This window comes from Cognatundibacterium rugosum (assembly GCF_014284365.1).
Classification (GTDB): domain Bacteria; phylum Pseudomonadota; class Gammaproteobacteria; order Burkholderiales; family Burkholderiaceae_D; genus Undibacterium; species Undibacterium rugosum.
On sequence record NZ_JACOGG010000002.1, the window covers coordinates 259,986 to 286,696 of the forward strand.

The 26,711-nt window shown below is 54.0% G+C and carries 29 protein-coding genes; 3 read left to right on the forward strand and 26 right to left on the reverse strand.

Annotated features, from left to right (window positions below; translation table 11 throughout):
• Positions 1 to 25 precede the first annotated feature (25 nt).
• From bioB to H8K47_RS02945, 21 genes are all read right to left on the reverse strand, one after another.
• On the reverse strand, positions 26 to 1,054 hold the full coding sequence (gene bioB, locus H8K47_RS02845) for a biotin synthase BioB (protein ID WP_162019208.1): 1,029 nt from the start codon (positions 1,052 to 1,054) through the stop codon (positions 26 to 28).
• Complete coding sequence (gene bioD / locus H8K47_RS02850; RefSeq protein WP_186879912.1) at positions 1,041 to 1,769, reverse strand: dethiobiotin synthase; 729 nt, start codon at positions 1,767 to 1,769, stop codon at positions 1,041 to 1,043. Before bioD ends, bioB begins: the two co-directional genes overlap by 14 nt.
• The gene (gene bioF, locus H8K47_RS02855) at positions 1,769 to 3,052 is read right to left on the reverse strand and encodes an 8-amino-7-oxononanoate synthase (protein ID WP_186879913.1); all 1,284 of its coding nucleotides are present in this window, start codon (positions 3,050 to 3,052) and stop codon (positions 1,769 to 1,771) included. The genes bioD and bioF overlap by 1 nt, the downstream gene beginning before the upstream one ends.
• Positions 3,045 to 4,394: an adenosylmethionine--8-amino-7-oxononanoate transaminase gene (gene bioA, locus H8K47_RS02860; RefSeq protein WP_186879914.1), complete on the reverse strand. Its 1,350-nt coding sequence runs from the start codon at positions 4,392 to 4,394 to the stop codon at positions 3,045 to 3,047. The genes bioF and bioA overlap by 8 nt, the downstream gene beginning before the upstream one ends.
• A gap of 178 nt (positions 4,395 to 4,572) precedes the next feature.
• Positions 4,573 to 5,352: an enoyl-CoA hydratase/isomerase family protein gene (locus H8K47_RS02865; protein ID WP_186879915.1), complete on the reverse strand. Its 780-nt coding sequence runs from the start codon at positions 5,350 to 5,352 to the stop codon at positions 4,573 to 4,575.
• Between the two features lie 110 nt (positions 5,353 to 5,462).
• On the reverse strand, positions 5,463 to 6,896 hold the full coding sequence (locus H8K47_RS02870) for a S1C family serine protease (RefSeq protein WP_186879916.1): 1,434 nt from the start codon (positions 6,894 to 6,896) through the stop codon (positions 5,463 to 5,465).
• Between the two features lie 15 nt (positions 6,897 to 6,911).
• Positions 6,912 to 7,466: a hypothetical protein gene (locus tag H8K47_RS02875; protein WP_186879917.1), complete on the reverse strand. Its 555-nt coding sequence runs from the start codon at positions 7,464 to 7,466 to the stop codon at positions 6,912 to 6,914.
• A 179-nt stretch (positions 7,467 to 7,645) separates the two neighbouring features.
• Positions 7,646 to 8,440: a hypothetical protein gene (locus H8K47_RS02880; protein ID WP_186879918.1), complete on the reverse strand. Its 795-nt coding sequence runs from the start codon at positions 8,438 to 8,440 to the stop codon at positions 7,646 to 7,648.
• Between the two features lie 53 nt (positions 8,441 to 8,493).
• A complete protein-coding gene (locus H8K47_RS02885; protein WP_186879919.1) occupies positions 8,494 to 9,402 on the reverse strand; it encodes an alpha/beta hydrolase family protein in 909 nt (302 codons plus the stop codon).
• A gap of 4 nt (positions 9,403 to 9,406) precedes the next feature.
• Positions 9,407 to 11,029 (reverse strand): carboxyl transferase domain-containing protein, encoded by a 1,623-nt coding sequence (locus H8K47_RS02890; RefSeq protein WP_186879920.1) that lies wholly within the window; start codon positions 11,027 to 11,029, stop codon positions 9,407 to 9,409.
• A gap of 79 nt (positions 11,030 to 11,108) precedes the next feature.
• A complete protein-coding gene (locus H8K47_RS02895; RefSeq protein ID WP_186879921.1) occupies positions 11,109 to 11,501 on the reverse strand; it encodes a YchJ family protein in 393 nt (130 codons plus the stop codon).
• Positions 11,498 to 11,902: a rhodanese-like domain-containing protein gene (locus H8K47_RS02900; protein ID WP_162019218.1), complete on the reverse strand. Its 405-nt coding sequence runs from the start codon at positions 11,900 to 11,902 to the stop codon at positions 11,498 to 11,500. Before H8K47_RS02900 ends, H8K47_RS02895 begins: the two co-directional genes overlap by 4 nt.
• A 49-nt stretch (positions 11,903 to 11,951) precedes the next feature.
• Positions 11,952 to 12,557 (reverse strand): 2-hydroxychromene-2-carboxylate isomerase, encoded by a 606-nt coding sequence (locus H8K47_RS02905; protein WP_186879922.1) that lies wholly within the window; start codon positions 12,555 to 12,557, stop codon positions 11,952 to 11,954.
• Positions 12,558 to 12,642: 85 nt separating this feature from the next.
• Positions 12,643 to 13,785: an acyl-CoA dehydrogenase family protein gene (locus tag H8K47_RS02910; RefSeq protein ID WP_186879923.1), complete on the reverse strand. Its 1,143-nt coding sequence runs from the start codon at positions 13,783 to 13,785 to the stop codon at positions 12,643 to 12,645.
• 46 nt (positions 13,786 to 13,831) lie between these two features.
• On the reverse strand, positions 13,832 to 14,503 hold the full coding sequence (locus H8K47_RS02915) for an SDR family oxidoreductase (protein WP_186879924.1): 672 nt from the start codon (positions 14,501 to 14,503) through the stop codon (positions 13,832 to 13,834).
• Between the two features lie 272 nt (positions 14,504 to 14,775).
• Positions 14,776 to 15,957 carry an acetyl-CoA C-acetyltransferase gene (locus H8K47_RS02920; RefSeq protein ID WP_186879925.1) on the reverse strand — a complete coding sequence of 394 codons (1,182 nt, stop codon included), beginning with the start codon at positions 15,955 to 15,957 and terminating at the stop codon, positions 14,776 to 14,778.
• 37 nt (positions 15,958 to 15,994) lie between these two features.
• The gene (gene aceK, locus H8K47_RS02925; protein ID WP_186879926.1) at positions 15,995 to 17,773 is read right to left on the reverse strand and encodes a bifunctional isocitrate dehydrogenase kinase/phosphatase; all 1,779 of its coding nucleotides are present in this window, start codon (positions 17,771 to 17,773) and stop codon (positions 15,995 to 15,997) included.
• A gap of 9 nt (positions 17,774 to 17,782) precedes the next feature.
• Positions 17,783 to 18,712: a pyridoxal-phosphate dependent enzyme gene (locus tag H8K47_RS02930; RefSeq protein ID WP_212681758.1), complete on the reverse strand. Its 930-nt coding sequence runs from the start codon at positions 18,710 to 18,712 to the stop codon at positions 17,783 to 17,785.
• An 83-nt stretch (positions 18,713 to 18,795) separates the two neighbouring features.
• Positions 18,796 to 19,980, reverse strand: a complete 1,185-nt coding sequence (locus tag H8K47_RS02935; protein ID WP_186879927.1) for an isovaleryl-CoA dehydrogenase — start codon at positions 19,978 to 19,980, stop codon at positions 18,796 to 18,798.
• 103 nt (positions 19,981 to 20,083) lie between these two features.
• On the reverse strand, positions 20,084 to 20,551 hold the full coding sequence (locus tag H8K47_RS02940; protein ID WP_230405234.1) for a PaaI family thioesterase: 468 nt from the start codon (positions 20,549 to 20,551) through the stop codon (positions 20,084 to 20,086).
• Positions 20,552 to 20,636: 85 nt separating this feature from the next.
• The gene (locus H8K47_RS02945) at positions 20,637 to 21,044 is read right to left on the reverse strand and encodes a MerR family transcriptional regulator (RefSeq protein WP_186879928.1); all 408 of its coding nucleotides are present in this window, start codon (positions 21,042 to 21,044) and stop codon (positions 20,637 to 20,639) included.
• A 289-nt stretch (positions 21,045 to 21,333) separates the two neighbouring features.
• Between H8K47_RS02945 and H8K47_RS02950 the strand changes: the two genes are divergently transcribed.
• Positions 21,334 to 22,413, forward strand: coding sequence for an MBL fold metallo-hydrolase (locus H8K47_RS02950; RefSeq protein ID WP_186879929.1), 1,080 nt, complete (start codon positions 21,334 to 21,336; stop codon positions 22,411 to 22,413).
• Between the two features lie 9 nt (positions 22,414 to 22,422).
• Here H8K47_RS02950 and H8K47_RS02955 read toward each other — a convergent pair whose 3' ends face one another.
• Positions 22,423 to 23,265 carry an alpha/beta hydrolase family protein gene (locus H8K47_RS02955; RefSeq protein ID WP_186879930.1) on the reverse strand — a complete coding sequence of 281 codons (843 nt, stop codon included), beginning with the start codon at positions 23,263 to 23,265 and terminating at the stop codon, positions 22,423 to 22,425.
• 177 nt (positions 23,266 to 23,442) lie between these two features.
• Here H8K47_RS02955 and H8K47_RS02960 point away from each other — a divergent pair, with 177 nt between their 5' ends.
• Complete coding sequence (locus tag H8K47_RS02960; RefSeq protein ID WP_186879931.1) at positions 23,443 to 24,075, forward strand: LysE family translocator; 633 nt, start codon at positions 23,443 to 23,445, stop codon at positions 24,073 to 24,075.
• 397 nt (positions 24,076 to 24,472) lie between these two features.
• Positions 24,473 to 24,769, forward strand: a complete 297-nt coding sequence (locus H8K47_RS02965; RefSeq protein WP_186879932.1) for an HNH endonuclease signature motif containing protein — start codon at positions 24,473 to 24,475, stop codon at positions 24,767 to 24,769.
• Between the two features lie 55 nt (positions 24,770 to 24,824).
• Here the strand turns inward: H8K47_RS02965 and H8K47_RS02970 are convergent, their stop codons facing one another.
• From H8K47_RS02970 to H8K47_RS02985, 4 genes are all read right to left on the reverse strand, one after another.
• Complete coding sequence (locus H8K47_RS02970) at positions 24,825 to 25,238, reverse strand: SRPBCC domain-containing protein (protein ID WP_186879933.1); 414 nt, start codon at positions 25,236 to 25,238, stop codon at positions 24,825 to 24,827.
• A gap of 34 nt (positions 25,239 to 25,272) precedes the next feature.
• Entirely contained in the window at positions 25,273 to 25,815 is a 543-nt protein-coding gene (locus H8K47_RS02975; protein WP_186879934.1) for a GNAT family N-acetyltransferase, read from the reverse strand.
• A 129-nt stretch (positions 25,816 to 25,944) separates the two neighbouring features.
• Positions 25,945 to 26,310: a GFA family protein gene (locus H8K47_RS02980; RefSeq protein ID WP_222612711.1), complete on the reverse strand. Its 366-nt coding sequence runs from the start codon at positions 26,308 to 26,310 to the stop codon at positions 25,945 to 25,947.
• Between the two features lie 14 nt (positions 26,311 to 26,324).
• Positions 26,325 to 26,711, reverse strand: coding sequence for a VOC family protein (locus H8K47_RS02985; protein WP_186879936.1), 387 nt, complete (start codon positions 26,709 to 26,711; stop codon positions 26,325 to 26,327).

The following is a 26,711-nucleotide window of genomic DNA, read 5'->3' on the forward strand; positions in this document are numbered from 1 at the left end:
TCGCGTTGAACGATGCCAGGTTTGGTCAGCTGCAGCTACCTGCCTTCGCTTCCACTTTGCCACGGGTTTTCAGGCCCAGCTTAGCCAGCAATACGCGGTCGTCTTCGGCTTCCGGATTTTCGGTCGTGAGTAATTTATCACCATAGAAAATCGAGTTGGCGCCAGCCAGGAAGCACATCGCCTGTACCGCTTCACCCATTTGACGACGGCCGGCGGATAAGCGCACGCGGGCTTTCGGCATGGTGATGCGGGCGACAGCGATGGTACGTACAAATTCCAGCGGATCGAGCGGATCGAGGCCGTGTAAAGGCGTGCCTTCGACCTGGACCAGATGATTGACCGGCACCGATTCCGGATAAGGATTCAGATTCGCCAACTGGGCGATCAGACCGGCACGCTGACGGCGCGATTCACCCATGCCGACGATGCCGCCGCAGCAGACTTTGAGACCGGCATTGCGCACATGACCCAGTGTGTCCAGACGGTCCTGGTAGTCACGGGTGGAAATCACATTGTTGTAAAACTCAGGTGCGGTATCGAGATTATGGTTGTAGTAATCCAGGCCAGCGTCAGCCAGACGCTGCGCCTGCTCTTCTTTCAGCATACCGAGTGTGGCGCAGGTTTCCAAACCCATGGCTTTGACTTCACGCACCATGGTTTCGACTTTTTCCATATCGCGGTCTTTCGGTGAACGCCATGCGGCGCCCATGCAGAAGCGGGTTGCACCATTTTCACGTGCGGCTTTGGCAGCATCCAGCACTTCGCGCACATCCAGCATTTTCTTGGCTTCCACGCCGGTATCGTAACGTGCAGCCTGCGGGCAGTATCCGCAATCCTCTTCGCAACCGCCGGTCTTAATCGATAACAGCGTCGCGAGTTCCACATCACCATCCGGGAAATTGGCGCGATGGGCGGACTGTGCTTTGAACATCAGTTCATTGAAAGGCAGATCGAATAAGGCCAGCACATCGTCTACCGGCCAGGTTTCAGCTTCAATTTTTTTTACAGGTGGCTGAAAACTCAGCGGCTGTTGCAGGGGTTCATTCGCTTGCATAAGTCTTCCTTGACTGAAGTGTAAGTGTGTTAAGGTCGAGACAGGCAGCAGCAGCGCTGCGCTGTTCCGCGGCCGTTCCGCGCAGACGCGGGATGTGGCCAAGTAAGGGAGCGGCGATGCGCTGGGCAATCGCGGCGATATTGTCTTGCAGGTGGAGCATGTCGGGATCGACGGTATTGGCAATCCAGCCAGCCAGCGTCAGGCCTTGCGCACGGATAGCCTGCGCCGTCAGCAAAGCATGGTTGATACACCCCAGGCGCAGACCAACCACTAAGATCACCGGCAAATCCAGCACTTGCGCCAGTTGCGCAGTATCAGTGTGCTCGTTGAGCGGCACGCAAAAACCGCCCACGCCTTCCACGATCACCACGTCGGCCAGACTGCGCGCCTGTTCACAGGCGGCCTGTATGCGCGGCAGTTCTATCGACACTTGTTCCAGCCTGGCCACGATATGTGGCGCAGCGGGTGTCTGCATCAGGTAAGGACAAACCAGTGCTTGCGGCGCCTGCACACTGGATGCTGCCATCAGCGCGTCGACATCGTCGTTATGCCATTGTTCATCGCGCCATTCCGCACCCGATGCGATTGGCTTCAGGCCCAGCGTGCTGACACCCTGCTGGCTGAAGGCCTGCAATAAGGCACTGCTGCAAAAGGTCTTGCCGATTTCGGTATCGGTGCCGGTGATAAAAAAGTCGCGTTGACGCAGCGTCGTCATCAGGCTACCTCGGCAAAGCACTGTGCCACATAACTCATCTGATCCAGGCGATTAATGGCCTGGATCAATTGTTGTACCTGCACTTCGCTGTGCGCCGCAGACAGGGTGACACGCAAACGCGCACTGCCTTGCGGCACAGTCGGCGGACGTATCGCACCGACCCAGTAGCCCTGATCCAGCAAGTTACCGGCAATGCTGAGCATGGCTGCATTGGCGCCAATCACGACCGGCTGAATGGCGGTGATGGATGGCATCAATTGCCACATTTGCAGATTCAGGCCATCACTGAACTGATGGATCAGCTTATTCAGATGGGTGCGTCGTTGCTGGCCTTCTTCACCGCTGATGATATCTATGCTGGTCAGTAAAGCATGCGCCAGTGCCGGTGCAGCAGCGGTGGTGTAGATGTAGGCACGCGCTTTCTGGATCAGCCATTCGATCACGGTTTCATGGGCAGCCACGAATGCGCCGCCAACACCGGCCGCTTTACCCAGTGTGCCCATGTACACCAGATTCGGTGACTGCAGCGCAAAGTGTTCCAGCACACCGCGTCCGTGTTCGCCCAGCACGCCAAAACCATGCGCATCATCGACGATCAGCCAGGCATCGTATTGTTCGCATAAGGCCAGCAGACGCGGCAATTCAGCGATATTGCCATCCATGCTGAATACGCTATCCGTCACCACCACCCGTTTTTGATGGCGGCAGTTTTGCAGCATGCTTTCTAATGCGGCATAGTCTTTGTGCGGAAACACCTGAGTATGCGCGCGTGACAGACGCACACCATCTATCAGCGAGGCATGATTGAGTTCCTCTGAAAACACGGCCGCGTCCTTGCCCGACAAGGCAGTGACCACGGCCTGATTCGCCATATAGCCAGTGCAGAAATATAGTGCACGTGCCTGCGCTATGCAGGGCGACATGAATTCTGCCAGCCGCTCTTCCAGTGCCATATGGGCGCGGCTGTGGCCACTGATCAGATGCGAGGCACCACTGCCGGCGCCATACAGCGATGCACCTTTTTGCAAGGCTTGCACCACCAGCGGATGGGTCGCTAAACCCAGGTAATCATTGCTGCAAAATGCAATCAGGTCACGCTCTTCGGCGCGCAGGTTGGCACCGTGCACATGTTCGACAGTGCGACGGCGGCGTATCAAATGCTGCTTATCCAGTTCTGCCAGCTCTTGTTGCAAGCCTTGCAGTAAAGGATGGCCTGCCGCTGCCAGCTGTAAATGCAGGCCGGACGTGCTGCTGTCGGCAGGGTGTTGGGAACGACTACTCATGCATAACCTTTTCAAATACGTTCATGGTTTTCTGTGCCAGCAAGGCGATGTCTTCATCGCTCAGAATATACGGCGGCATCAGATACACACTGCGCCCTATAGGACGCATTAATAATTCTTCCTCCAGCGCGGCACTGAAAAAGCGGCGCGAGAAGCTCGCAGCACGCGCCGCATCAGGCTCTATCGCATCGAACGCGAAGATCATGCCTTGCTGCCTCACATGTGCGACCCGGCTGTCATTCTGCAGCGGCGCGAAGGCAGTCGCGATAGCCTGCGCACGCGCACGGTTAGCGCTCAATACCTGATCATCGGCAAAAATCTGCAAGGTCGCCAGCGCCGCACGGCAAGCCAGCGGATTGCCGGTATACGAATGCGAATGCAGGAAACCACGGCGCACATCGGTATCATAAAACGCCTGATACACCGCGTCGGTGCTCATCACCAGACTCAGTGGCAGATAACCACCGCTGATGCCCTTAGAGAGGCACAGCAGATCAGGCCAGATGCCAGCCGATTCACAGGCAAAGAAAGTACCGGTGCGGCCACAGCCAACTGCGATTTCATCCGCGATCAAATGCACCTGATACTGGTCGCATAAGGCACGCAGACGCTGCAGATATACAGGATCATGCATCGCCATGCCGGTCGCACATTGCACCAGCGGTTCGATGATGACGGCCGCCACTTTGCCGCTGCGCTGCTGTAACACCCGCTCCAGATCGGCGGCGGCACGCAAGGCCACATCGGCGGCGCTTTCACCGGCTTGCGCCTGACGCGCGTCGGGGGAGCTGACCACATGTGCTCTTTGCAGCATAGGTCCATAGGCGTCGCGGAACAAACTCACATCGGTGACGGCGAGCGCACCGACGGTTTCGCCGTGATAACTGCCCTGCACGCAAATGAATTCCTGCTTCTCCGTCTGGCCCTGATTGCGCCAGGCATGAAAACTCATTTTTAAGGCGATTTCCACTGCCGAAGCGCCATCCGAGGCATAGAAGCAATGTCCCAGCTGATGCGAAGTCAGTGCCGCCAGCTGTTCAGATAATTCGATCACTGGCGCATGGGTGAAGCCAGCCAGCATCGCATGTTCGAGCTGATCCAGCTGTTCTTTGAGGGCGGCATTGATACGTGGATTGGCATGGCCGAACAGATTGACCCACCAGGAGCTGATCGCATCCAGGTAGCGACGGCCTTCCATGTCATACAGCCAGATACCGCGTCCGTGACTGACAGGTATCAGCGGCACGGGATCAATCGCAGCATGATGTTGCATCTGAGTGCAGGGATGCCAGACGTGTTGCAGGCTTCTGCTGACCCAGTTCGTTTGTGTTTCCAAAATCACTCCAGACTACGGATCAGACTGAGCTAAGCCGCCATCGCTGCGGCGGCACCCGGCTTAGCTCAGTCTGGTTAACAAAGCGCGTATTTTATGCGACTTTTCACCAGCTTCCGGTGTTAGCCCCCGCAATCCTGACAGGATGGCGGGTTATTCTTAATTTTTTACTACTTAAAACCGAGTTTCAGTTCAGCCAGGACGGTTTGCGTTTTTCCAGGAAAGAACGCACGCCTTCACGTCCTTCCTCAGAAGCGCGGATCTGCGCGATGCCTTCCACTGTAGCGGCGATCAGCGTAGTCGTGATTTCGCGCCCGGCCACATCCTGCACCAGACGCTTGGCCTGACGCACCGCGTTCGGGCTGTTGGATACCAAGGCTTTCGTCAGTTCCGCGACCTTGCTGTCCAGCGCTTCCGCACTCACCAGCTCATGCACCAACCCGCAGCGCTGCGCCTCGGCGGCGCTGAAGCGTTCAGCGGTGATGAAATAGCGACGTGCCGCACTTTCTCCCATGGCCTTGATCACATACGGAGAAATCGTGGCCGGTATCAATCCCAGCCGGACTTCGCTCAGACAAAAATTCGCACTGTCCACGCAAACCACGATATCACAGGCCGCCACCAGCCCCATACCACCGGCATAGCAATCACCCTGCACTTTGGCCAACACCGGTTTGCTGCAACGGTAAATTGCAGCCAGCATGGCAGCCAGCTGGCCGGCATCGGCCAGGTTTTCAGCATGGGTATAGTCCGCCATTTTTTTCATCCAGTTCAGATCGGCACCCGCACAAAAGGCCGGGCCGTTGGCAGCCAACACCACCGCGCGTACCGTGTCGTCCTTATCCAGTTGCTGAAACACCTGAGTAAGTTCGGCGATCGTGTTTTCGTTAAATGCATTGCGCACATCGGGACGGTTCAGGGTCACGGTGGCGATCGCTTGTTCTATGCTGACGAGTAGTGTTTCCAACAAATTCTCCTGATAAGTTCTGTTCTGCTGCTTGAGCACCTGCTACATTCATACTGACTGCACACTGACACAATTAACATCGTGACATGCGGTGTACAGGCACCACACATTTAGTTCGCCGACTGTAATTCTTTGGGTGGACGGAACACCACGATACCGTTCACTGCATACAGATAACAGCTACGCTGGTAATAGCGTTCACATTCACCCAAGATACGCACATGCGGCTCGGGTGAGGATTCCGGGTTTTTGGGATTTGTCCCGTTTGACAAATACGATTTCCCATCTGCCGTGATTGCAAAGGCGCGTGGAAATGGCTTGTTCAGAAATACCTCGTAGCCCACCCTGACGCCGAATTTTTCGAGCTTACTGATATCGCTGATACTCGCAAAACCCGATGCAGGCGGTAAGGGTGTAGCGCCGGTGTAAGCTGCAATATCACGTGAGGGTTTGAACACTACCTGATCATCAATCGCGTATAAGTAACAAGGTTTTTGGTATCTCTCTTCGCAGTCCTTGACCACACGCTGCCGGGGATCGGGCGACGAAGCCGGATTTTTTGGCTTGCTGCCAAATGAAATCCACCAGCCCGTTCCACCTTCCACGATCGCAAAGGCACGTGGCATGTCCGCTTTGAGGAAATTCTCATACCCTTTTCTGACGCCGAATTGATCGAGCTTTGCAATATCATTGATGTCAGCAAAACCGGACTCAACAACCGGTGTCGGACGTTTGAGTATTTCATTCAATTCCGGTCCGGTAACAACAGGCCTGGGGCCGGGACTGGGGCTGGAACCGGAGCCCACGGGTGGACTGACCACCGCTATGGTGGCAGCAGGCTTAGGTACAGTATTTTGTGCAGTGCTTTGCGCATTGTTACCCGTACGGTAGCGTTCAAGCGCCGCCTGACTGCGTACCGGCAATTCTTTAACCCAGTTAATCGGTATCGCAAAATTCAAGTTCTGCGCCGCATCGATACCGGCAGAAGTGATACCGACCAGATTGCCCTTCTCATCGAACAATCCACCGCCACTGGACCCATGTGAAATCGGTGCCGATATCTGGATCAGACTCAGCTGGTTTTCTTTATCGCGGCGTAAGGCTGAGACCAGACCATCACTCAAGGTCTGTTCCATATTGACCGGATTGCCTATGGTATAAACTCTTTGTCCCACGACCAATTGACTCGCATCTCCCACCGGTACTGCCACAGCGGGCAGGTCTGCAGCGCGTAATTGGCACAAATCGCGCTCTATATCGATATGTTCTAACTGCGCCGGGAAATTCTGATTTTGCTGGTTCAACACAATCTTGGCAGCCTTGCTGATCACATGGCAATTCGTCAGCAGTACCCCCTTACCAGTCACGACGGCACTACCCTGGCTCATGGCTTTACCCGCTTTGTCAAAACTAAACACCCGCCACACGCTGGGTGCCAGCCTTGCATACAATTTGTCCGGACTCTCCGCACTGGCCTGATTGCCGAATACCGCATGTGTACATAGCAAACTCAGGCAAACAGCACGGTGTACAGTGAATCTCATCGTGTCATCCTTTGCTTATCTGGCCGGTAGCAAATCTTTAAAGTCGTCCAAACTACTTTTCGGGCTATTTGCTTTCGCGGGTGGTAGCCGCAAGGATTCGCTTAAAGGCACGCATTGCCGACCGTTGACATTACGACGTAACCAACTTTCTTCAAATCTGGGTTTACCCGCTTCGGTCACGTCATAAATGACCGCCATACAGCCACTCTCATCCAGACTGGCATCCAATAAATAATTACGTCCGGCTTTAGGCACAAAAGAAAAATTCACATTACATGTTGATCCGGATCGAAAACCTTCAAGACTCAAGGTATTGAGCACGTTAGCCTGTAAGCGGGTCGTATGTGTACTAGTCGGACCATCGCCATGCATCACTGTCATAGGACCAGCGCAGGACAGCGGACTCTGAAACAGACTCAGCCGGAAGCTACGTCCAGTCAACACAGTGGGCTGTACTGTAAGTTGCACCGTATTCCCCCCCACTGGTGGCACATACGTCGTGACGCAGGCGGCTAATGCAGATAACAATACCGCACCTGCCAATAACTGACTTAAATTTTTCTTTTTCATACTCAGTTTCCGTCAACAAAAATATAGCTGAACCGTATGGAAAAGCAGGCGCTACATTTCCAGATTTCAGTTATTCTGAACTACCCTTTACCACTTATCTTGTGACAAGCAAGCCGAAATTTTCTATATTGCGATGGCTCACTTTTTTTTACGTAACTGCTTCGCCATTCAATGACTGGTCATCTTTCGGTTTTTGCTAAGGGAAAGTCAGGCAAAGCGATCATAGGCTTCTTGTTCAGACTGGCGCGGTAAGAATCGGACATTAACTGCGACCATGCAACGAACTGCTGCATATACGCAGAACGGGCCGGATCGCTTTCCACCCTGTCTTTGTTCCAGTCATTTTTCGACCACTGTGTCACATTTTTTGACGGCGGCAAGCCAGCAAATTCAGGATTCCACCAAACCTTTACCAGCAAACAATCCCCAAACTGATATTTGTCATACATGGCTGCCAGCGTCGTTGTAGGCAATTTGATCCCCTGCTCAGCAAACCATAGCGAAGTCGGCTGCCACCAAGGCTGTGCACTGCGTTCAAACATTTTTATGCTATGCGTGATCAACAAACATTCGGGAAAATCGATGTGGCTATTGAAGCTGTCTTTAAAATATACATCGTCGCGCTTGCACGGCTCAGGCAACCAACGCCTGGTTGAGGTCGACGACACTGATGCGCCCAGCTCGATTGCAGCGCGAAACTGCTTGTCTTTCAGATTCACGAAATACCCAGTCCACACATCTGCACCTTCATCAATTGTGCTCCTGAAGGAGACTCTGCGCTTATGTTTGGCTGTCAATATCCAAACACCTGGCGGGAGTGCGAACTCACGTGCACCTATTTGCACAATACCATCTTCGACGCGATCACCTTGATTTGCGAGCGCCAGATCAAATGCATAGACGCGGGTAACGCTGAGCAGTGCAATCAGCAGCAGCAAGCTTTGACGGAGAATATAATTTCTAAAACTATGCATAAGGCACCTAGTAAGAGGTTTTCAATTTTTTCGTGAACATCACTTTTGTTACCTTACTTCTTCTGCGCAGGAAAACCATGCTCATCCAGGAAATGACTGACCAGCGGTTGCCAGATGTCTAAACCGGCGCTGAACAAACGATGTCCGTCGCGACCAAACGGGGGCAGCACTTTCAGCTCTGCCTGGCCACCCGCATTAATAAACGCGGCATGCCACGCTCTGCCGTGTTGCGCTGAGAAATGCTGATCATTTTCTGTGTACAGCCACAGCATAGGGACTTTACTGGTAAGACCGAAATTCGCAAACATCTGGTCCAGCTTATCGGCTTCACAAGGTTCACCCGGCCGTGTCTTGGGGTCACCTCCGGAGCCACCTGCAAAATTGATTGCAGCGATCAGTCCGGCAGGATTTCTGGCGACCGTTGCGACCGTGCTGTAGCCGCCTACCGATTGCCCGACCAGCAGCAAACGCTGCGCATCCACGTAGGGCAGACGCGCTGCATAGGCAATCACAGCCAAAATTTCATCGCTGGCAGCCTGTGCGATTGACGCATAATTTTTAGCTTTACAGGGCCCGGCGTTTTCCGGGTCTGGTTCTGTACCCAAGGCACCGTAACCGATGCGGGTAGGGACGAATACGGCAAAGCCTCGCTGCACAAAATATCTGGCTTGCTGCGTCAGTTGGAAACGCGGCGGCTGCGCGCGGTTGGGCGCACGCCCATGGTTCAGCAACACAAATGGAAACGGCCCGTCACCATCCGGCTTAAATTGCGTGATGACGACCTTGGCGGTGACTGCCCGGCCCGAACGTTCATTCACGCTCACGGCTATATCAGTCACCGATTCGTGGATGTCTGCGGCAAAGGACGAGGCTGCAGCGGACGATGGCCTGACTGCATACGAAGATGGAATCCATGCTGCTGTCATCAGCAACATGGCCAGCCTGAGCACAGAGCGCCGCATCGCCTTACATCCTGAACACACCAAACTTCACATCCGGTATCGGCGCATTCAGCGCGGCACTCAGGCCCAGACCCAGTACCATACGGGTATCGGCCGGATCGATCACGCCATCGTCCCACAAGCGGGCAGAGGCATAGTACGGATGGCCCTGATGCTCATATTGTTCTTTGATCGGTTGTTTGAACGCGGCTTCTTCTTCGGCGCTCCAGCTGCCGCCTTTGGCTTCTATGCCATCGCGTCTGACCGTTGCCAGCACACTGGCCGCCTGCTCACCACCCATCACCGAAATACGTGCATTCGGCCACATCCACATAAAGCGTGGCGAATAAGCACGACCACACATGCCATAGTTACCGGCACCAAAACTGCCACCGATAATCACGGTAAATTTAGGTACATTGGCAGTCGCCACAGCGGTCACCATCTTGGCGCCATTCCTGGCGATACCTTCGTTTTCATATTTACGACCCACCATGAAGCCGGTGATATTTTGCAGGAAGACCAGCGGAATCTTACGCTGGCAGCACAACTCGATAAAGTGGCTACCTTTGAGTGCAGATTCAGAAAATAAAATACCATTGTTGGCGATAATCCCGACAGGCATGCCATGAATATGCGCGAAGCCACACACCAGCGTGGTGCCGTAACGCGCTTTGAATTCATCAAATGTACTGCCATCGACGATACGCGCGATCACTTCCCGGACATCGAAAGGCTTGCGTGTATCGACCGGGATCACGCCATACAATTCGCTGGCCGGATACTTCGGTTCCTGCGGCGTTTTCAGCACGACTTCAGCAGGTTTCTGGCGATTCAGATGGGAGACGATCGTGCGTGCCATCGATAAGGCATGGGTGTCGTTCTGTGCCAGATGATCGACCACACCCGACAAGCGGGTATGCACATCGCCGCCGCCGAGGTCTTCAGCACTGACCACCTCACCGGTAGCTGCTTTGACCAGTGGCGGGCCGCCGAGGAAAATCGTGCCCTGATTTTTGACGATGATGGATTCATCGCTCATCGCCGGCACATAGGCACCACCTGCGGTACACGAACCCATGACCACTGCGATTTGCGGTATGCCTTTGGCCGACATATTGGCCTGGTTGTAGAAGATACGTCCGAAATGATCGCGGTCCGGGAATACATCGTCCTGATTCGGCAGATTAGCACCGCCGCTGTCGACCAGATAAATGCAGGGCAGGTTGTTTTGCTCGGCGATTTCCTGTGCGCGTAAATGCTTTTTGACCGTCATCGGATAATAAGTACCGCCCTTGACGGTCGCGTCATTACACACGATCACACATTCCTGACCCGCGACCCGGCCTATACCGGTGATCACACCCGCAGAAGGCGCCGCGTCATTGCCGTTTTTTTCCTTGTACATGTCATACGCAGCCAGCTGCGAAAACTCCATGAACGGGGTACCCGGATCAAGCAGCATCTGTACCCGGTCACGCGGCAATAATTTGCCACGGGCCAGATGTTTGGCACGCGCTTCGTCTCCGCCACCCAGCGCAATACGCGCTATCTTTTGTTTCAGGTCGTCCACCACCAGTTGCATCGCAGCGGCATTGGCTTTGAATTCTTCAGAACGTGGATTCAGTTTGGACTCTAATGTCGTCATAATTTCTTTCCGATTTTTATCATTTTTTTTGTAGAACGCAGCGCTGCCTGTCTCTTCCGGCAACCGTCACGCTGCCTGCTTAATCTACGATGCCATCCACATACAACCATTTGCCGTCATATTTCACAAAACGGCTGATTTCATGCAGGCGATGGGCTTTGCCGCCTATCTTATAGCGCGCTACAAATTCCACGGTCGCCTGATCACCATCGGTTTGATGGCGCTTCACTTCCAGTCCCAGCCATTGAGTAGGATCATCATGCGTGATGCGTTCCGCAGGACAGGTACGCTCATCCCAGGTAGCACGCAGATAAGCCTCATCATTGCGGGTGTAAGCACTGTAACGCGAACGCATCAGCGCTTCGGCAGTCGGCGCAGGCTGCCCCTGATGATACACAGCACAACATTGTTCATACGCTGCAGCCTGGCCGCAAGGACAGCCCGCCACGGTTTTCTTGCTATTACGACTCATACGATTTTTTTCACTTCCTTTTCCTGTACCGGTGCGCCTGCGGCTTTCCAGGCACCAAAACCACCTTCAATATGGGCCACGCGTTCCAAGCCCATATCCTGCAAGGTTTTGGTGGTCAGTGCGCTGCGCCAGCCGGCTGCACAGAACAGGATAAATTCTTTGTTATCTTCAAATACCGGACGAAAGTAAGGAGAGTCCGGATCCACCCAGAATTCAATCATGCCACGCGGTGCATGAAAGGCACCCGGTATCACACCTTCACGTTCCAGCTCGCGCACATCGCGCACATCGATGAATTGCACACCAGCCTGATCCAGCTTGGTCAGGGCCTCTGCCACGCTATAGGTTTTAATCTGCGCAAATGCCTCATCGACCAGTTGCTTATATCCTTTTTTTAACACGGCTATCTCCTTGATTCACAAGTCCACCACTATCTGCCTAAGGCCAAGCTTAAAAACCACCTTCGGCCAGCCATTTTTCCACTTGCGGCAAGCGGTCATTACCCCAGAAGGATTCGCCATCGACCCGGATCCAGGGTGCACCGAATATGCCCTGCGCCACCGCTTGCTCGCATTGCTGCTTGAGCGCGTCTTTCCATTCATCCGCTGCACATACAGCTGCTACCGCGCTGCCATCCAGCCCCAGCTGATCGACAAAGGCGCTGAGCCAGGCGATGTCATTGATGGCTGCCGGTCCGGTGAAGTAAGCGCGGCTGACACCACGCACAAAATCACCGCAACGCTGCGGCGCGGTTTGTCGTAACCACAGGCAAACGCGGGCCGTGTTCTGGGTATTGATCGGGAAAGGTTCAGGCAATACAAACGGTACTCCGGCAAAGCGTGCAGAGCGCACAAAATCATGCCGGAAATAATCCGACATCACCGGTGGGCGCATGGTCAGCGGACTGGAACCCGTGACCTTGAATACCGCGCCCAGCAAGACTGGCTGCCAGATTACCTCACGTTCATAGCGTGCTGCCAAAGCCTCTATAGACTGACTTGCGATATAGGCATAGGGAGATACAAAATCAAACCAGTATTCAACAGGTGCTTTCATGATGTTTCCTCATCCGTCAATTAGTGCGCTACAGTGACATTTCATGCTGCAATCAGGAGCCTGACCTGGCTCTTCAAAACTCCGCTCAGGCCAGCGCGCGGCTGATCAGAATTTTCTGGATTTCTGAGGTGCCTTCGTAAATCTGACATACGCGCACATCACGGTAAATCCGCTCTACCGGAAAGTCACTCACATAGCCGTAACCTCCATGTATCTGTATCGCATCCGAACAGACTTTTTCTGCCATTTCCGACGCAAATAACTTGGCCATGGCCGCTTCTTTCAGACAAGGCTTGCCTGCATCTTTCATGCTGGCGGCATGCCAGATCAGTTGTCGCGCCGCTTCGATCTGCGTCGCCATCTCAGCCAGTTTAAACTGGACGGCCTGATGTTCGTATATCGATTTACCAAAGCTGCTGCGGTCTTTGGCATAGGCCAGTGCAGCTTCAAATGCGGCACGCGCCATACCGACCGATTGCGAGGCGATACCGATACGTCCACCTTCCAGCCCGGACAAGGCGATCTTATAGCCCATGCCCTCTTCGCCGATCAGATTCGCAGCCGGAATGCGGCAATTGTCGAACATGATTTGTGCGGTATCGGAAGAGTGTTGTCCCATCTTGTGTTCCAGCCCTGCCACGATGTAACCAGGGGTAGCGGTCGGAACCCAGAATGCGCTGATGCCTTTTTTACCGGCAGCTTTATCCGTAACGGCCATCACGATGGCCACGTCCGCATGTTTGCCGCTGGTGATGAATTGTTTGACGCCATTGAGTACATACACATCGCCGTCAGCACTGCTTTCGCGTCTCGCGGTGGTACGCAAATCCGATGCATCGCTACCGGCATGCGGTTCGGTCAGACAAAATGCACCTAACATGTCGCCGCGTGCCAGCGGCACCAGCCATTGCTGCTTTTGCGCTTCATTCGCATACATCATGGCGATACTGCAGACCGGGCAGTTATTCACTGAAACCACGGTCGAGGTACCACCATCACCGGCAGCGATTTCTTCCAGCACCAGCGCCAGCGACAGGTAATCCATACCGGCACCGCCGAACTCTTCCGGTACTGCAACGCCATACGCACCCATTTGTGCCAGCTCCTTCAGTTCTTCTGCCGGAAAATGCTGCTCTTTATCCCAACGCGCTGCGTTTGGCACTAAACGTTCCTGGGCAAAGCTGCGAATCGCGTCGCGTATCATTTCGTGTTCTGGTGTCAGTAACATGTGAGTCTCTCTTCTATTTCTCGTTATTAGTTGGGCGCTGACCAGGTTACCAGGGCAGACTGGCACCATCTTCCGCATTAAAAAATCCGCCATGGTGTTCCGCTTGCAAACCTTCCAGCAGACTGCGTATGCGTTGTGCGCTGTCGCTGGTGTCCAGATCAGCGCCTGCACCACCCATATCGGTTTTCACCCAACCCGGATGCAATGCGACGCAAATTGCTTTGCCGGTATGGAGCGATACATCTTTCAATACTGAATTCAAAGCGGCTTTGCTGGCACGATATAACCAACCCTGTGAAGCTGAACGGCTCGCGATAGAACCCATGTGTGAGGAAATCACCGCCAGCTTGCCATGTGCATTTTCCACCAGTGGCAAAACCATAGGCAAAATGCGCATCGCAGCTAATACATTGGTGTGCATCACTTCATCAAACTGGTTCTGTAAAGGCGCATTCAAGGCACTGGTACGCGGGCCATAAACCCCGGCATTCAAAATCGCGACGTCGATTTTTTCGTCATCCAGCCGCCAGCCCAGACCGGCACAATCATTGAGCTTATTCACATCGAGCGGCAAGGCTTCGCAGCCAGCATCCTGCAGTTGCGCCAGTTGTTCAGGCTGACGTGCAGTCGCGATCACGCGCCATCCAGCCGCCTTGTATTGCAAGGCCAATTCGTGACCGATACCACGCGAAGCGCCAATGATTAATGCGACAGGCATATTGCTTCCTTTAGTTCAAACGATGCGCACCGCGCACCTTGGTTTTTACGCTTTTTATACTTCTTGCAGTGTCTTTCACGACATGATGGAATCAAGTTTCTTTAGTGCGCGACTTCATTCAATTTCCAAGGGATCAAATGAATTTTTACAACGCTTGTTAAGCTGGCATAAGCGTAGCGAGCGGCACAATATTGAGTTAAGAAGCGCAGTCGTACTGAAGTACGACGAGCATCGCAGGCTCAAGAGTGTGCCGCGCAGTAGCTTAGGGCAGCTTAAACCAGCTCGATGGCGATGGCAGTCCCCTCACCACCACCAATACACAGCGAAGCCACACCACGTGCTTTACCCTGCTTCTTCAATGCACCGATCAATGTGATGATGATACGGGCACCGGACGCGCCGATAGGATGACCCAGCGCACAGGCGCCGCCGTGTACATTCACTTTATCGTGAGGAATATTCAGCTCTTTCATCGCTGCCATAGGCACGGTGGCAAAGGCTTCATTAATTTCAAACAGATCGACCGTTTCTGTAGTCCAGCCGGTTTTTTTGTACAGCTTTTCTATTGCGCCTACCGGTGCTGTCGTGAACCAGCCTGGTTCCTGTGCATGGGAAGCATGGGCCAGAATTTTAGCGATCGGTGTCAGGCCCAGTTCTTTGGCTTTGGAAGCGCGCATCAGTACCAGCGCAGCAGCACCGTCATTGATGGAAGAAGAAGAGGCAGCCGTGATAGTGCCGTCTTTTTTGAATGCAGCTTTCAGAGTAGGAATTTTATCCAGTCGTGCTTTAAGCGGACCTTCGTCCTTATCAATCACCACATCACCGGCGCGGCTGGAAACGGTGACCGGTGCGATTTCCCAGGCAAAGGAGCCATCAGCAGTAGCAGCCTGCGCACGTTTCACGGAGGCGATGGCAAATGCATCCTGATCTTCGCGGCTGAACTGATATTTGGCAGAGCAGTCTTCGGCAAAGGTGCCCATGGAACGGCCTTTGTCGTAAGCATCTTCCAGACCGTCGAGCATCATGTGGTCATACATCATGCCGTGACCGATGCGATAGCCACCACGGGCTTTCGGGATCAGGTAAGGCGCGTTGGTCATGGATTCCATACCACCGGCGATCAGCACTTCATTGCTGCCTGCATTGATAGAATCGAAGGCGATCATGGTCGCTTTCATCGCGGAGCCGCACATCTTGGACAGCGTGACCGCACCTGTGGACATCGGCAAACCGGCTGCCAGCAAAGCCTGACGTGCAGGAGCCTGACCCTGACCGGCCATCAGGCAGTTACCGAACAAAACTTCTTCCACCAGTTCAGGTGCCACACCGGCACGTTCAACCGCTGCCTTGATCGCAACTGCGCCGAGCTGGCTGGCAGTCAGCGTCGCGAAATCACTCTGAAAAGCGCCCATAGGGGTACGCGCTGCGCCAACGATAACGATAGGGTCATTCATGATTATCTCCTGTTAAAAACTGAATTCAGATCACGGGCTAAAGTGCCGTGGTCTGGTGACAAAAACGTATTTCCTGCGGATACGGGAACACATCGTCAACCTTACCGGCCACGATGCGTGATTGACGACCTTGCCAGTATTCCGCTGTCAGCAAGTCCGCATGGTGTTTCATAAAAAATTCCCTGACTTTACGATTCCCCAGCAAGAAAGTACCAAACTGTTCAGGGAATACGTCATTTTTAGCGATCGGATACCAGGGCTCCGCCGCCATTTCATCTTCTTCATTGCGTGGTGCCGGGATCTGACGGAATTTGCAATCCGTGATGTATTCAATCTCGTCATAATCGTAAAACACCACACGTCCATGGCGCGTGACACCAAAGTTTTTGTACAGCATATCGCCCGGAAAAATATTGGCGGCGACCAGTTCTTTGATCGCATTGCCATATTCGCGCACGCCATGCTCCATGGCCGCCAGATCACCACGCTGTTCAGCTTCGGTCAGCCAGATATTCAGCGGTGTCATGCGCCTTTCTATGTACAGATGGCGTATCACCACTTCGTCGTCGCTGACCTCAAGTAAAGACGGCGCATACTGGGCGATCTCGGCCAGTAATTCCTCAGAAAAACGCGTGCGTGGAAAAGCCACATCGGAATATTCCAACGTGTCGGCCATGCGGCCTACGCGGTCATGGTTTTTCACCAACAGGTATTTTTCTTTGATCAGTTCCTTGCTGGTTTCCTTAGGCGGTGGAAAGCTGTCTTTGATCAGCTTGAACACATACGGGAAGGATGGCAGCGCAAACACCAGCATCACCAGTCCGCGGATACCGGGCGCCGCTGCGATCTGATCGGATGAGTATTTGAGGTGATGCAGGAAGTCGCGGTAGAACAGATTCTTGCCATGCTTTTGCAAACCCAGCATGGTGTAAATCTCACTGCGTGGTTTGCGCGGCAGGATGCTGCGTATGAATTGCACATAGGCCGACGGCACTTCCATATCGACCATGAAGTAAGCACGGGTGAATGAAAACAAGACCGTGATCTGCATATTGTCGAACAACACGGTATCGAGCACCAGTTGCCCCTTGGTTTTGTGCATGATGGGAATCACGAAAGGATATTCGCGGTTGCCGTTAATGCCTTTACCGATAATGTAGGCAGATTTATTGCGGTAGAACAGATTGGCGAGCACCTGAATCTGATGATTCGGCTCCAGCTTTTCCTGACCAAAATTTGCTTTGAGACGTGCCTCTACCAGCGCCACATCACGGTCCAGATCTTCAAAGCTGGCATTCAGCCGGAAGTTGGTCACGATACGTTTGATCGTGAAACGCAAGCCATCGGTCGCCGGATAATAGACCCGGTAAGTCGGCGGTGTGTCTTCGCGTTCTATGTATTCGGTCGACGTGGCGGGCCGCACGAAAATAAAATCGTTATGAAAATAAGTGCGATGTAAGAGCTTGGTACAGACGGTGTTAAAGAAGGTTTCCGCGAGTTCCGGACGCAAATGATCGATTAACAAACCCATGTAATGCAGTTTGACTTCGCGCCAGACTTCATCACTCAGATCATCCTGTGAATATTCGTCTTCCAGCACCTGTACACATTCACGCACCCGCTTGTCATAAAACTGTATCCGTTCTGTCGCTGCTGCCTGTGCGGTTTTCCAATCCCCTTTTTCAAAATGCGTTTTTGCTGCCTGACTGCTGGCGCGAAATAAACGGTAATGTTTGTCAAAACCGTCGAGTATGGTTCTGGCTATATCAAACGCAATTTGCGAGGACAGCAATTTGGGGAAATGGGTATGTGGCATGGCGTTCGCTCAGGTCAGGTTAAACTGGGTTTTCCAAGTACTGAGTTTAACCAGATCGGCTGCAATCCCGCCACAAACGACGAGCAAAGGACGCTGAAATTCACGGATTTGTGGGAGATTCTGATACGCCACCGCCAGCGTGGCACCACAGGCGGGCTCGACGATGCTACGCATATCGTTGGCGAATTGCAGACAGGCATCCACTGCCTGTGCATCGCTGACCACAACGCTACGGATGTCATGCTGTTGCGCCAGCGCCAGCGCATGTGCCGACACCTGACGCGCACCCAGTGTGGTCGCGATGGAAGTAATCGCTGGCAAAGTGACACACTCCCCCGCCGCCAGACCAGCGTGATAAGACGCGGCCCCCTCGGTCTCCACGGCAAGTACAGGGATGTGTGCCAGACCATTACGCTGTAAGCCCTGCACCACACCACTGAGTAAGCCACCGCCGCCGACTGAGCACAACACCACATCGAAATCCAGCTGACCCGCGACTTCATCCATCAACGTCGCATTGCCGTCCCAGATATCCGGGTGGTCAAACGGAGGTATGTACACATAACCAGGCTGTTCACACAGACGCAGCGCGGCCTGATTGGTTTCATCCCATACCTGCCCTTCCACCAGCAGTGTGGCGCCAATTGCCTGAATAGCCTGCCGCACACTGTCAGCTGTGGTATGCGGCACCAGTATCGTGGTTGGAATTCCGAGTGCCACACCAGCCACCGCCGCCGCAAATCCGGCATTGCCACCGGAAGGGCAAATCAAGTGGCGCGCACCACGAGCGGCGGCACGCTGGCACATCAGCCCTATGCCACGCAACTTGAATGAGCCTGAGGGCTGACAGTTTTCCATTTTCAGCCAGACTGACTGACCCAGCATGGCCGATAAACGACGATGCTGCAGTAAGGGAGTGGTGATATGCAGATAAGACATGGTCAGCAAATCCTGAGATGGAAATATTCTCCGCAGCAACGCTTGCCGCTGAATCACTGCGGCAAGCGTTGCTGACGGCACGATCAGCGGGTTTCTGCAAACAGTTCGCGGCCAATCAGCATACGGCGGATTTCGCTGGTACCGGCACCGATCTCGTACAACTTCGCATCACGCCACAAGCGGCCAACCGGGTATTCGTTGATATAACCGTTGCCACCCAGAATCTGGATCGCTTCACCTGCCATCCAGGTCGCTTTTTCAGCGCTGTACAAAATCGCACCCGCCGCATCTTTACGCAAAGCACGCACGGCTTCCGGTGTGGTGGCGCGGTCACACGCCTGACCAACGGCATAGACATAGGCCTTACATGCCATCATGGTGGAATACATATCAGCGATCTTGCCCTGCATCAATTGGAATTCACCGATGGCCTGACCAAACTGTTTGCGGTCGTGAATATAAGGTACGACCACATCCATACAGGCTTGCATAATGCCGAGCGGGCCGCCGGACAATACGGTACGTTCAAAATCCAGACCCGACATCAGCACATTGACGCCTTTGCCGACTCCGCCGAGTACATTTTCCAGCGGTACTTCGCAGTTATCGAATACCAGTTCGCCGGTATGCGAACCGCGCATACCCAGCTTGTCCAGTTTCTGCGCAATCGAGAAACCTTTATAGCCTTTTTCGATCAGGAAGGCAGTCATACCGCGTGGGCCAGCTTCCAGATCAGTTTTTGCGTAAACCACCAGCACGTCGGCATCCGGACCATTGGTAATCCACATCTTGGTGCCATTCAGCACATAATGATCACCCTTCAGATCAGCGCGCAGCTTCATGCTGACTACGTCGGAACCGGCGTTCGGTTCTGACATGGCGAGCGCGCCGATGTGTTCACCGGAAATCAGTTTTGGCAGGTATTTTTGCTTTTGCGCTTCATTGCCGTTGCGTTTGATCTGGTTCACGCACAGATTCGAATGCGCACCGTAAGACAAACCGACGGATGCGGAAGCACGGGAAATTTCTTCCATCGCGACGATATGCGCCAGATAGCCCATATTCGCACCGCCGTATTCTTCGCTGACGGTGACACCAAGGATGCCGAGTTCACCCATTTTTTGCCACAGATCCATAGGGAACTGATCGGAGCGGTCGATTTCCGCTGCACGCGGCGCAATTTCTGCAGCCGCAAACTGTTGTACGGCTTCACGCAGGGCGGCGATGTCTTCGCCGTGATCAAAAGTCAAACCAGGTAAATGGAGCATGTCATCCTCACTTTATTCATTCATTTTTAGAACTGACGAAACTGTCACGGCAACGCTGTTGCGACCGCTTAGCCGCGATCCTGCAAGCTATCTTGTGGACAGCTTATTTCCTGCTGATGACAAATAAGGTCTGCTGCATCACTGCGCATAACTTTTCTTTGCCATCCTGTACTGCAAACACGTCTGCACTGGCCACCACCAGGGATTTGCCGTTTTTGATTACCCTGCCACGCGCGATCAGTGTGTCACCGGTGCCGGGTGCCAGGATGTTGATCTTGTATTCGGCAGTCAGGCATTCACTGTGTGGCATCAGCAAGGTATTTGCAGCAAAACCGCCTGCCACATCCGCCAGCGTACCGATCACACCGCCATGAAAATAACCGTGCTGCTGGGTCACTCTGTCGCTGTAAGGCAGGCTGATTTCGCAACTGCCGGGTGCCATCGCTGTGACTTTCGCCTGCCAGGCCATCAGTGCGCCCTGACGATTAAAGGCTTCCAACAGCTGCAAGGCAAGCTGCGCTTCCAGTTCGCCAGCTGGCTGTTCTGCTGCCGGGATGCTGTCCATACTCATGCCAACTCCATATCAGACGCTGCAAAGTGAAAATCATACGACTAATTGACGTTTACGTAAACGTCAATTAGCAACAACGGGTGACTCAGGAGCCTTCGCTTTCTTCCTGCAACCGGGCCAGACCCAGTAAGCCACGGCTTTTTTCCTCGTGCGCACTGATCTCGGCCAGCATCACTTCGATGTCTTCACGCTGTTGTTCCAGCGCTGCACGGTGCCGTGCCAGCACTTCCAGGAAGCTGTGTAACTGGGCCTCGGTATCCTTGGGCGAGCGATACATATCAACCAGACTTTTGATGTCTGACAGGCTCAGTCCCAGGCGTTTACCGCGCAGGGTGAGCTTGAGATGGGTACGTTCTCTTGCCGTATAGACACGATTTCGACCACTAGGACCTTCGCGGGTCGGGCTTAACAAGCCCTGGTCTTCGTAAAAACGGATGGCGCGCGGCGTAATGTCGAATTCACGCGCCAGTTCGGTAATCGTATAAGTAGCCATAGTTTTCTAAAACAAGAAATCCGTTTTCGCAGAGAGGATGCCACGCAGGGCCGTAACAACTTTGCTTAAGTTGTGTACTCTGATTACAATCTGCAGTTAACGTAAACGTCAATTCAATAAAAAAGCATTGTAGGCTATTCTGAGCAACTTGTTGATCTGCACTGCAAGCACAACAACATGCCATTCTGACCTCAATACAAGGCAAGCAGCCAACTCCGGCGCGGATACGCCATCTGTTAGTCCGGCTGCCTGCCTGAAATCACCCTGAGCTTACCCTGAGACCGCCGCTATGAATCCATTGGAACAAGAACTGTCCTACCCTTACGCTGATACCTTGCCGGAACCCGGCAAAACCATGGAAATCGTTCCAGGCGTACTGTGGATCAGAATGGGGCTGCCGTTTGCCCTGAATCATATCAATCTGTGGCTGCTGGAAGATACCCTGATGACCGATCAGGGGCCGGTACATGGCTGGACCGTGGTCGATTGTGGCATCGCCAGCGATGTGACGCGCGATACCTGGGAAGTGTTGTTTGGCGATCTGCATAATCACTTACGCGGACTGCCGGTGATACGCGTGATCGTCACCCACTGCCACCCTGATCATGTCGGTCTGGCTGATTGGCTATGCAGCCGCTGGAAAGCGCCACTGTGGATGACGGCGGGTGAATATGCATTTGCGCGCATGATGTCGGCCGCGCTGCCAGGAGCGGATGGCACCGCCATGTTCCCGCATTTTCGCCGTCATGGCTTGCTCGACCCGGCCATGGAAGAACAGATACAGGAAAGAAAAGGCCATTACACGCGACTGGTGCCTACCGTTCCGGCCAGCTACCACCGCCTGCAGGAAGGCGTGCCGCTGATGATCCATGGCCGCGCCTGGCAAGTCATCGCTGGTTACGGCCACTCGCCGGAACATGCCTCGCTGTACAGCCCCGAACTGAACTTACTGATTTCGGGCGATATGCTGCTGCCGCGCATCTCCACCAATGTCTCGGTGTTTGCGATAGAACCGGAAGCCAATCCGGTACAGCAGTATCTGGATTCCCTGCAAAAATACCGCAGCCTGCCACAGGACGTGCTGATCCTGCCTTCCCATGGCAAGCCTTTCCGTGGTGCGCATACACGCATACAGCAATTGCAGGAACATCATGCAGCGCGGCTGGCTGAAGTGCTGGCCGCCTGCGCCACGCCGCAGTCGGCTTGCGATATCGTGCCGCTGATGTTCCGCCGCCCGCTCGACGCGCATCAGCTGACCTTTGCCATTGGCGAAGCACTCGCCCATCTGCACCAGCTGTGGTTCGCCGGGCAGTTACAACGCAGCCTGGGTGAAGATGGGGTCTATCGCTTTGTAGTTCAGTCAAACTGAACTGACCGTTCATTTGCTTTGCAAACGCAAACCCGGGCTGGCGGGTGGCAGGCTGCATGTGGCATCAGCTTGCAGGAAGGCGCGTACCGTCTGCATGATCAGTTTCTCCGATGAACGTGATGCACCGTGGCCGGCAAAATGCTGATGGGTGGCGCCATCGATCACCCCCAGCCATTTACAGCCAGGAGGCATCTGACTGAATGGTGTGGTGCGGCTTTCCCAGGACAAGCCACCGAGTTCCGTATCGCGGGTGCCCGTCAGCAGCAACACGGGTTGACGAATCGCCGACCAGGCCTGATCGGGAAAAATGATGCCCGGCCCTTGTGGTGACAACGCGATATAGCGGTCAAAGCTTTTCTGTGCGCGTATCTGCATCAGATTCTCAGCACCAGCTTCCATCATGGTGGTCGCTGCCCCCATGGAATGACCGATCAACACGCTGGCTTTCGCATTGCAGCGTGGCTGCGCCCACAGGCGCGCCGCATTGATGTCCAGTTGCCGTGCACGGTAAGCTGCGCTGTCGGTCACCATGCTGGTCAGTGCGGACTGCAGATTGCCGGCACGCAGATGCCTGCGCAAGACATCGGTGCCACTGTCATGATGATCGGGCACCACCGTCAGCCAACCCTGTTCAGCCAAGCCTTGCGCCAGATAGGCATAGCCTTGTTCTGAGCCACCGGCACCATGCGAAATCACCGCCACACCCTGACAAGCACCCGTGGCAGGATATACCAGCGCATTGCGCACTTCCCCATCAGCACGTTCCAGACGAATCAGCTTAGCCGTTCCTGCCTGACACGGCATCAGGATGAAGCCCAACATGGCCGCCAGTAAGATAGATCGCACACGCATTATTCGCTCCTGCAACAAAACACCATCATGCCACCAGGCTTCGTTCAATGGATTCGTCATATTGTGACAAGTTGTAGACTGCTACGGCCCAGACTGTTTTGCGCAAATTTGTGGATGACTGGTGTGCAGTTTGTCGCGTCAGAGTGGCATACTTCCTGTTTTGCCAGCGGAATTCAAATGTTATCGATCTTGCTCACCCTCGCAGCATTGCACTGGATCGTGCTAGTGACGCCCGGCGCTAACTTTTTACTGGTCGGTCAGTTAGCCGCCAGCGGTCAGCGTTCACAGGCACTGGCAGCCGCCGCCGGTATTACTTGCGTTACCCTGACCTGGGCCACACTCGCAGTGCTGGGCATCGGTATCGTGTTTCACGCCCATCCTGCTTTACGTCAGCTGGTGCAAGTAGCGGGGGGTCTGTATCTGCTGTATCTGGCCAGCAAACTGTGGCAGAGCAAGGGGCAGAGTCAAACCGTAACACCGCAGCAAATCCGCCTGAGAGCCGCATTCCGTATGGGCTTCCTGACCAATATCCTGAATCCGAAAACTGCACTGTTCTTTGGTAGCGTGTTTGCCACCGTGCTGCCAGCGCAACCAGACTGGCGTATGACGCTCAGTGCGGTGTTGCTGGTGTACGCCAATGCGATAATCTGGCATGTGTTTCTGGCGCTGGCGTTTTCGCATCCGGCGATACAAGGTCGCTACGACCGACAGCGCCAAAATCTGGGACGCTTTTCCAGCCTGATGGTCGGCCTGTTTGGCACCCGCCTTATCTGGACGACATTGCAGGAATTGCGGGGCAGATGGCTGTGATGCGCTGAGCTGTCATCTGAAACTTCCGCCAGCACCCGCCCCCTGTTGCAAAAACATCATATCGTTTTACAGTTAATCTGCCTGAGCCTCATTGTCGGGGAAAACGATTTCCAGCTTAGCACTGACAGTAAAGTCCGCGTAGATATTAGCGTGCAAGCCATTTTTGCTTCAAAACCTGCACTGGCATTGAGTCTTCATTTTTTATTCCTTCAAATTTCTTATACCTGAAGGATGAATCTGGTTGGCCAGCGTAACGTCGTTTCCAAAAAAAAATTGCATTCAGGCAAAATTAGAACTACATTTCTATACAACTTGTGGGCGACAGCAGCGCCACACAACAGCCTGAACTCATACCAACTGCTGACTCCATACCACCATGGATACAGGGAGACTGTCTATGCTGTTTGACGAAGCGATGAAGCTGCATATCTGGAATAAAGCCAGCACGGTTGATCATGTCGATGCCAGCACGTGGCGCCGCGATCAGTGTGGAGCCTGGATCAAATACACGGAATTTGGCAATCGCTTTTCAGACTATGGGTGGGAAATCGACTACATCCTGCCGCTGGCCGAAGGTGGCGTCCATGAAGAAAAAAATCTGCGCCCGTTACAATGGGAAAACCAGTTATCCAAACGCGAAGGCCGCCTGACCTGCGTATTACGAGCCATCGGTCCGGAAAATATGCGGATTTGAAATTTCTGAAGCAAGGGTAGCCTCCAAAGGGAAGCTGCCCGGTTCAGCGTACAACTCAGGCTGCCGCTTCCACATAACGCGCAAAATTGTCGAGTATCGCCTGCCAGCCTTGCTGTTGCTGTTCGCGCGGGTAGACGTTCTCCGGTTCAAACGTCACGGTAACCCTGACGCTGCTGTCTGCCTGCGTGACAAAATCGACTTGCGCCTGACGCTCACCAAAGCGGTAGGCGAGCCGCTGGCTAGGAACAACCTCTGTATAGACACCCGCGAAATCAAAACCATGGCTGCCATCTTTCGCTTCCATGCGTGAAGAAAATGCCCCGCCTACCCGCAAATCCACCTGCGCTGCAGTGGTATGCCAATCTGCGGATGCCGCATTCCATTGCTTGATGTCCTGCGGTGTGGTGTAAGCCTGCCAGACTTGTTCCGGTGTGGCCTTAATCGTCACGCTGACGCTGATATTGCTCATCAAATTAACTCCTTTAAAGAAAAATTAGCAGGCCCTAGTCTGCCAGCGATCGCTGCATAAAACACCAGTGCGCCTGCCATTCAACCGGCACTTCTGTGCCAGCATAGGGTGGACAAGGCTCAAAACCATAACGCCGGTAAAGCCGCTGAGCAGGCTGCATAAATACTGCACTATCCAGGCACAGACGAGTGTAGCCAAATGCGCGGGCATCAGCCAGTAAAGTCTGCATCAGGCTATCTGCCAGACCCAGACGCCGGTACGCGGGCCGCAGATAAACGCGTTTGAGTTCTGCCAGCTCTGTGCTCAGACCTCGCAAGCCACCCATCCCTATACTGTGTCCATCCACCTGCAGCAAATAAAATATGCCCTGCGGTGGCGACTGCGTACAGACCGCTGCCAGCGCAGTCGGCAGATAATCCTGCAGCGGTAACTGCGGCGATATGGGCGAGCTGGCAGGCAGATCCTCGACCAGCGCCAGCTGACTGAAGACCCAGCCCAGATATTCCTCATGCAAAGCCATCAGCTGCTGCTGATGGCGCTGTACGTCGGCAACCAGAATCTGTGGCGCTGTCATCATTCAAGAACCATTGATCAATAGCTTCGGGGGGTTTAAAAAGACACAGCCTGCTGTCTGATGAAGCTAGCGGCAACAGCTGTCTCCACACTACCTGCGCGGTTGCAATACCAACCCTGACCTGACACATCCTTAATCGACATACGTCCAGCTGTCTGCGCCATCAAAATGCCGGATACGTATACCTTCAAGCAGCTCAGGGTCGAACAGCCGGCTATTCACGCCCACACGATCTGCCGGCCCACCATTGATTGTTTCCCAATGGGTCGCACAGCCGCAGATTTTACAATGCATGGTACAGATAGAGCGGGCACCCCAGAGGTATTGCGTGCTGTGTTCAGGATGGCCTACCATCTGCACCATATCGGCGCGATAAAATGCCCAGCGCGCGCCATTCCGACGGCAAATCGAGCAATTACATTCAACGACAAATTCCGGCATCGCAGGCACACTAATCTGCACCGCTCCACAATGGCAAGTAGCGACCAGCTGAAGCATGCTGTTATCCGGCTTCATTGCCCTGCAGGTGGCTGCCAGAGTTCCACCTTATTGCCCTCCGGGTCGATCACCCAGCCAAATTCACCATACGCTGAGGACTCCGTTTTTTCCAGTACCTGACAGCCCTCTTCACGCAAGGCTGCCAGCAGCTCAGCCAAATCAGCGACACGGTAATTGATCATGAAGCTGGCGCGACCCGGCTCAAATTGGGCGTTTTGTTCAGCAGCAATCGACCACACCGTGCTGCCGCCCACAGGCTGACCAGCCTCATCCGCCCAGCTGAACGCCGCGCCGCCCCAGGGCTGCACATCGATACCCAGATGGCGCTGATACCAGGCCCGCAACGCGACTGCGTCTTTGGCCTGAAAAAAGATACCGCCTATTCCTGTTACACGTTGCAT

Bases quoted from the DNA above. Each gene is read 5' to 3' on its own strand.
- H8K47_RS02980 (WP_222612711.1), bottom strand. From the start codon at position 26,310: ATGCTTCAGCTGGTCGCTACTTGCCATTGTGGAGCGGTGCAGATTAGT.
- H8K47_RS02870 (WP_186879916.1), bottom strand. From the start codon at position 6,896: ATGAGATTCACTGTACACCGTGCTGTTTGCCTGAGTTTGCTATGTACA.
- H8K47_RS02920 (WP_186879925.1), bottom strand. From the start codon at position 15,957: ATGAATGACCCTATCGTTATCGTTGGCGCAGCGCGTACCCCTATGGGC.
- H8K47_RS02895 (WP_186879921.1), bottom strand. From the start codon at position 11,501: ATGAGTCGTAATAGCAAGAAAACCGTGGCGGGCTGTCCTTGCGGCCAG.
- H8K47_RS02950 (WP_186879929.1), top strand. From the start codon at position 21,334: ATGAATCCATTGGAACAAGAACTGTCCTACCCTTACGCTGATACCTTG.
- H8K47_RS02970 (WP_186879933.1), bottom strand. From the start codon at position 25,238: ATGAGCAATATCAGCGTCAGCGTGACGATTAAGGCCACACCGGAACAA.
- H8K47_RS02890 (WP_186879920.1), bottom strand. From the start codon at position 11,029: ATGACGACATTAGAGTCCAAACTGAATCCACGTTCTGAAGAATTCAAA.
- H8K47_RS02875 (WP_186879917.1), bottom strand. From the start codon at position 7,466: ATGAAAAAGAAAAATTTAAGTCAGTTATTGGCAGGTGCGGTATTGTTA.
- H8K47_RS02960 (WP_186879931.1), top strand. From the start codon at position 23,443: ATGTTATCGATCTTGCTCACCCTCGCAGCATTGCACTGGATCGTGCTA.
- H8K47_RS02885 (WP_186879919.1), bottom strand. From the start codon at position 9,402: ATGCGGCGCTCTGTGCTCAGGCTGGCCATGTTGCTGATGACAGCAGCA.
- H8K47_RS02975 (WP_186879934.1), bottom strand. From the start codon at position 25,815: ATGATGACAGCGCCACAGATTCTGGTTGCCGACGTACAGCGCCATCAG.
- H8K47_RS02965 (WP_186879932.1), top strand. From the start codon at position 24,473: ATGCTGTTTGACGAAGCGATGAAGCTGCATATCTGGAATAAAGCCAGC.
- H8K47_RS02935 (WP_186879927.1), bottom strand. From the start codon at position 19,980: ATGCTCCATTTACCTGGTTTGACTTTTGATCACGGCGAAGACATCGCC.
- H8K47_RS02915 (WP_186879924.1), bottom strand. From the start codon at position 14,503: ATGCCTGTCGCATTAATCATTGGCGCTTCGCGTGGTATCGGTCACGAA.
- aceK (WP_186879926.1), bottom strand. From the start codon at position 17,773: ATGCCACATACCCATTTCCCCAAATTGCTGTCCTCGCAAATTGCGTTT.
- bioF (WP_186879913.1), bottom strand. From the start codon at position 3,052: ATGAGTAGTCGTTCCCAACACCCTGCCGACAGCAGCACGTCCGGCCTG.
- H8K47_RS02945 (WP_186879928.1), bottom strand. From the start codon at position 21,044: ATGGCTACTTATACGATTACCGAACTGGCGCGTGAATTCGACATTACG.
- bioB (WP_162019208.1), bottom strand. From the start codon at position 1,054: ATGCAAGCGAATGAACCCCTGCAACAGCCGCTGAGTTTTCAGCCACCT.
- H8K47_RS02955 (WP_186879930.1), bottom strand. From the start codon at position 23,265: ATGCGTGTGCGATCTATCTTACTGGCGGCCATGTTGGGCTTCATCCTG.
- H8K47_RS02905 (WP_186879922.1), bottom strand. From the start codon at position 12,557: ATGAAAGCACCTGTTGAATACTGGTTTGATTTTGTATCTCCCTATGCC.
- H8K47_RS02880 (WP_186879918.1), bottom strand. From the start codon at position 8,440: ATGCATAGTTTTAGAAATTATATTCTCCGTCAAAGCTTGCTGCTGCTG.
- H8K47_RS02930 (WP_212681758.1), bottom strand. From the start codon at position 18,712: ATGTCTTATCTGCATATCACCACTCCCTTACTGCAGCATCGTCGTTTA.
- H8K47_RS02985 (WP_186879936.1), bottom strand. From the start codon at position 26,711: ATGCAACGTGTAACAGGAATAGGCGGTATCTTTTTTCAGGCCAAAGAC.
- H8K47_RS02910 (WP_186879923.1), bottom strand. From the start codon at position 13,785: ATGTTACTGACACCAGAACACGAAATGATACGCGACGCGATTCGCAGC.
- bioD (WP_186879912.1), bottom strand. From the start codon at position 1,769: ATGACGACGCTGCGTCAACGCGACTTTTTTATCACCGGCACCGATACC.
- H8K47_RS02940 (WP_230405234.1), bottom strand. From the start codon at position 20,551: ATGAGTATGGACAGCATCCCGGCAGCAGAACAGCCAGCTGGCGAACTG.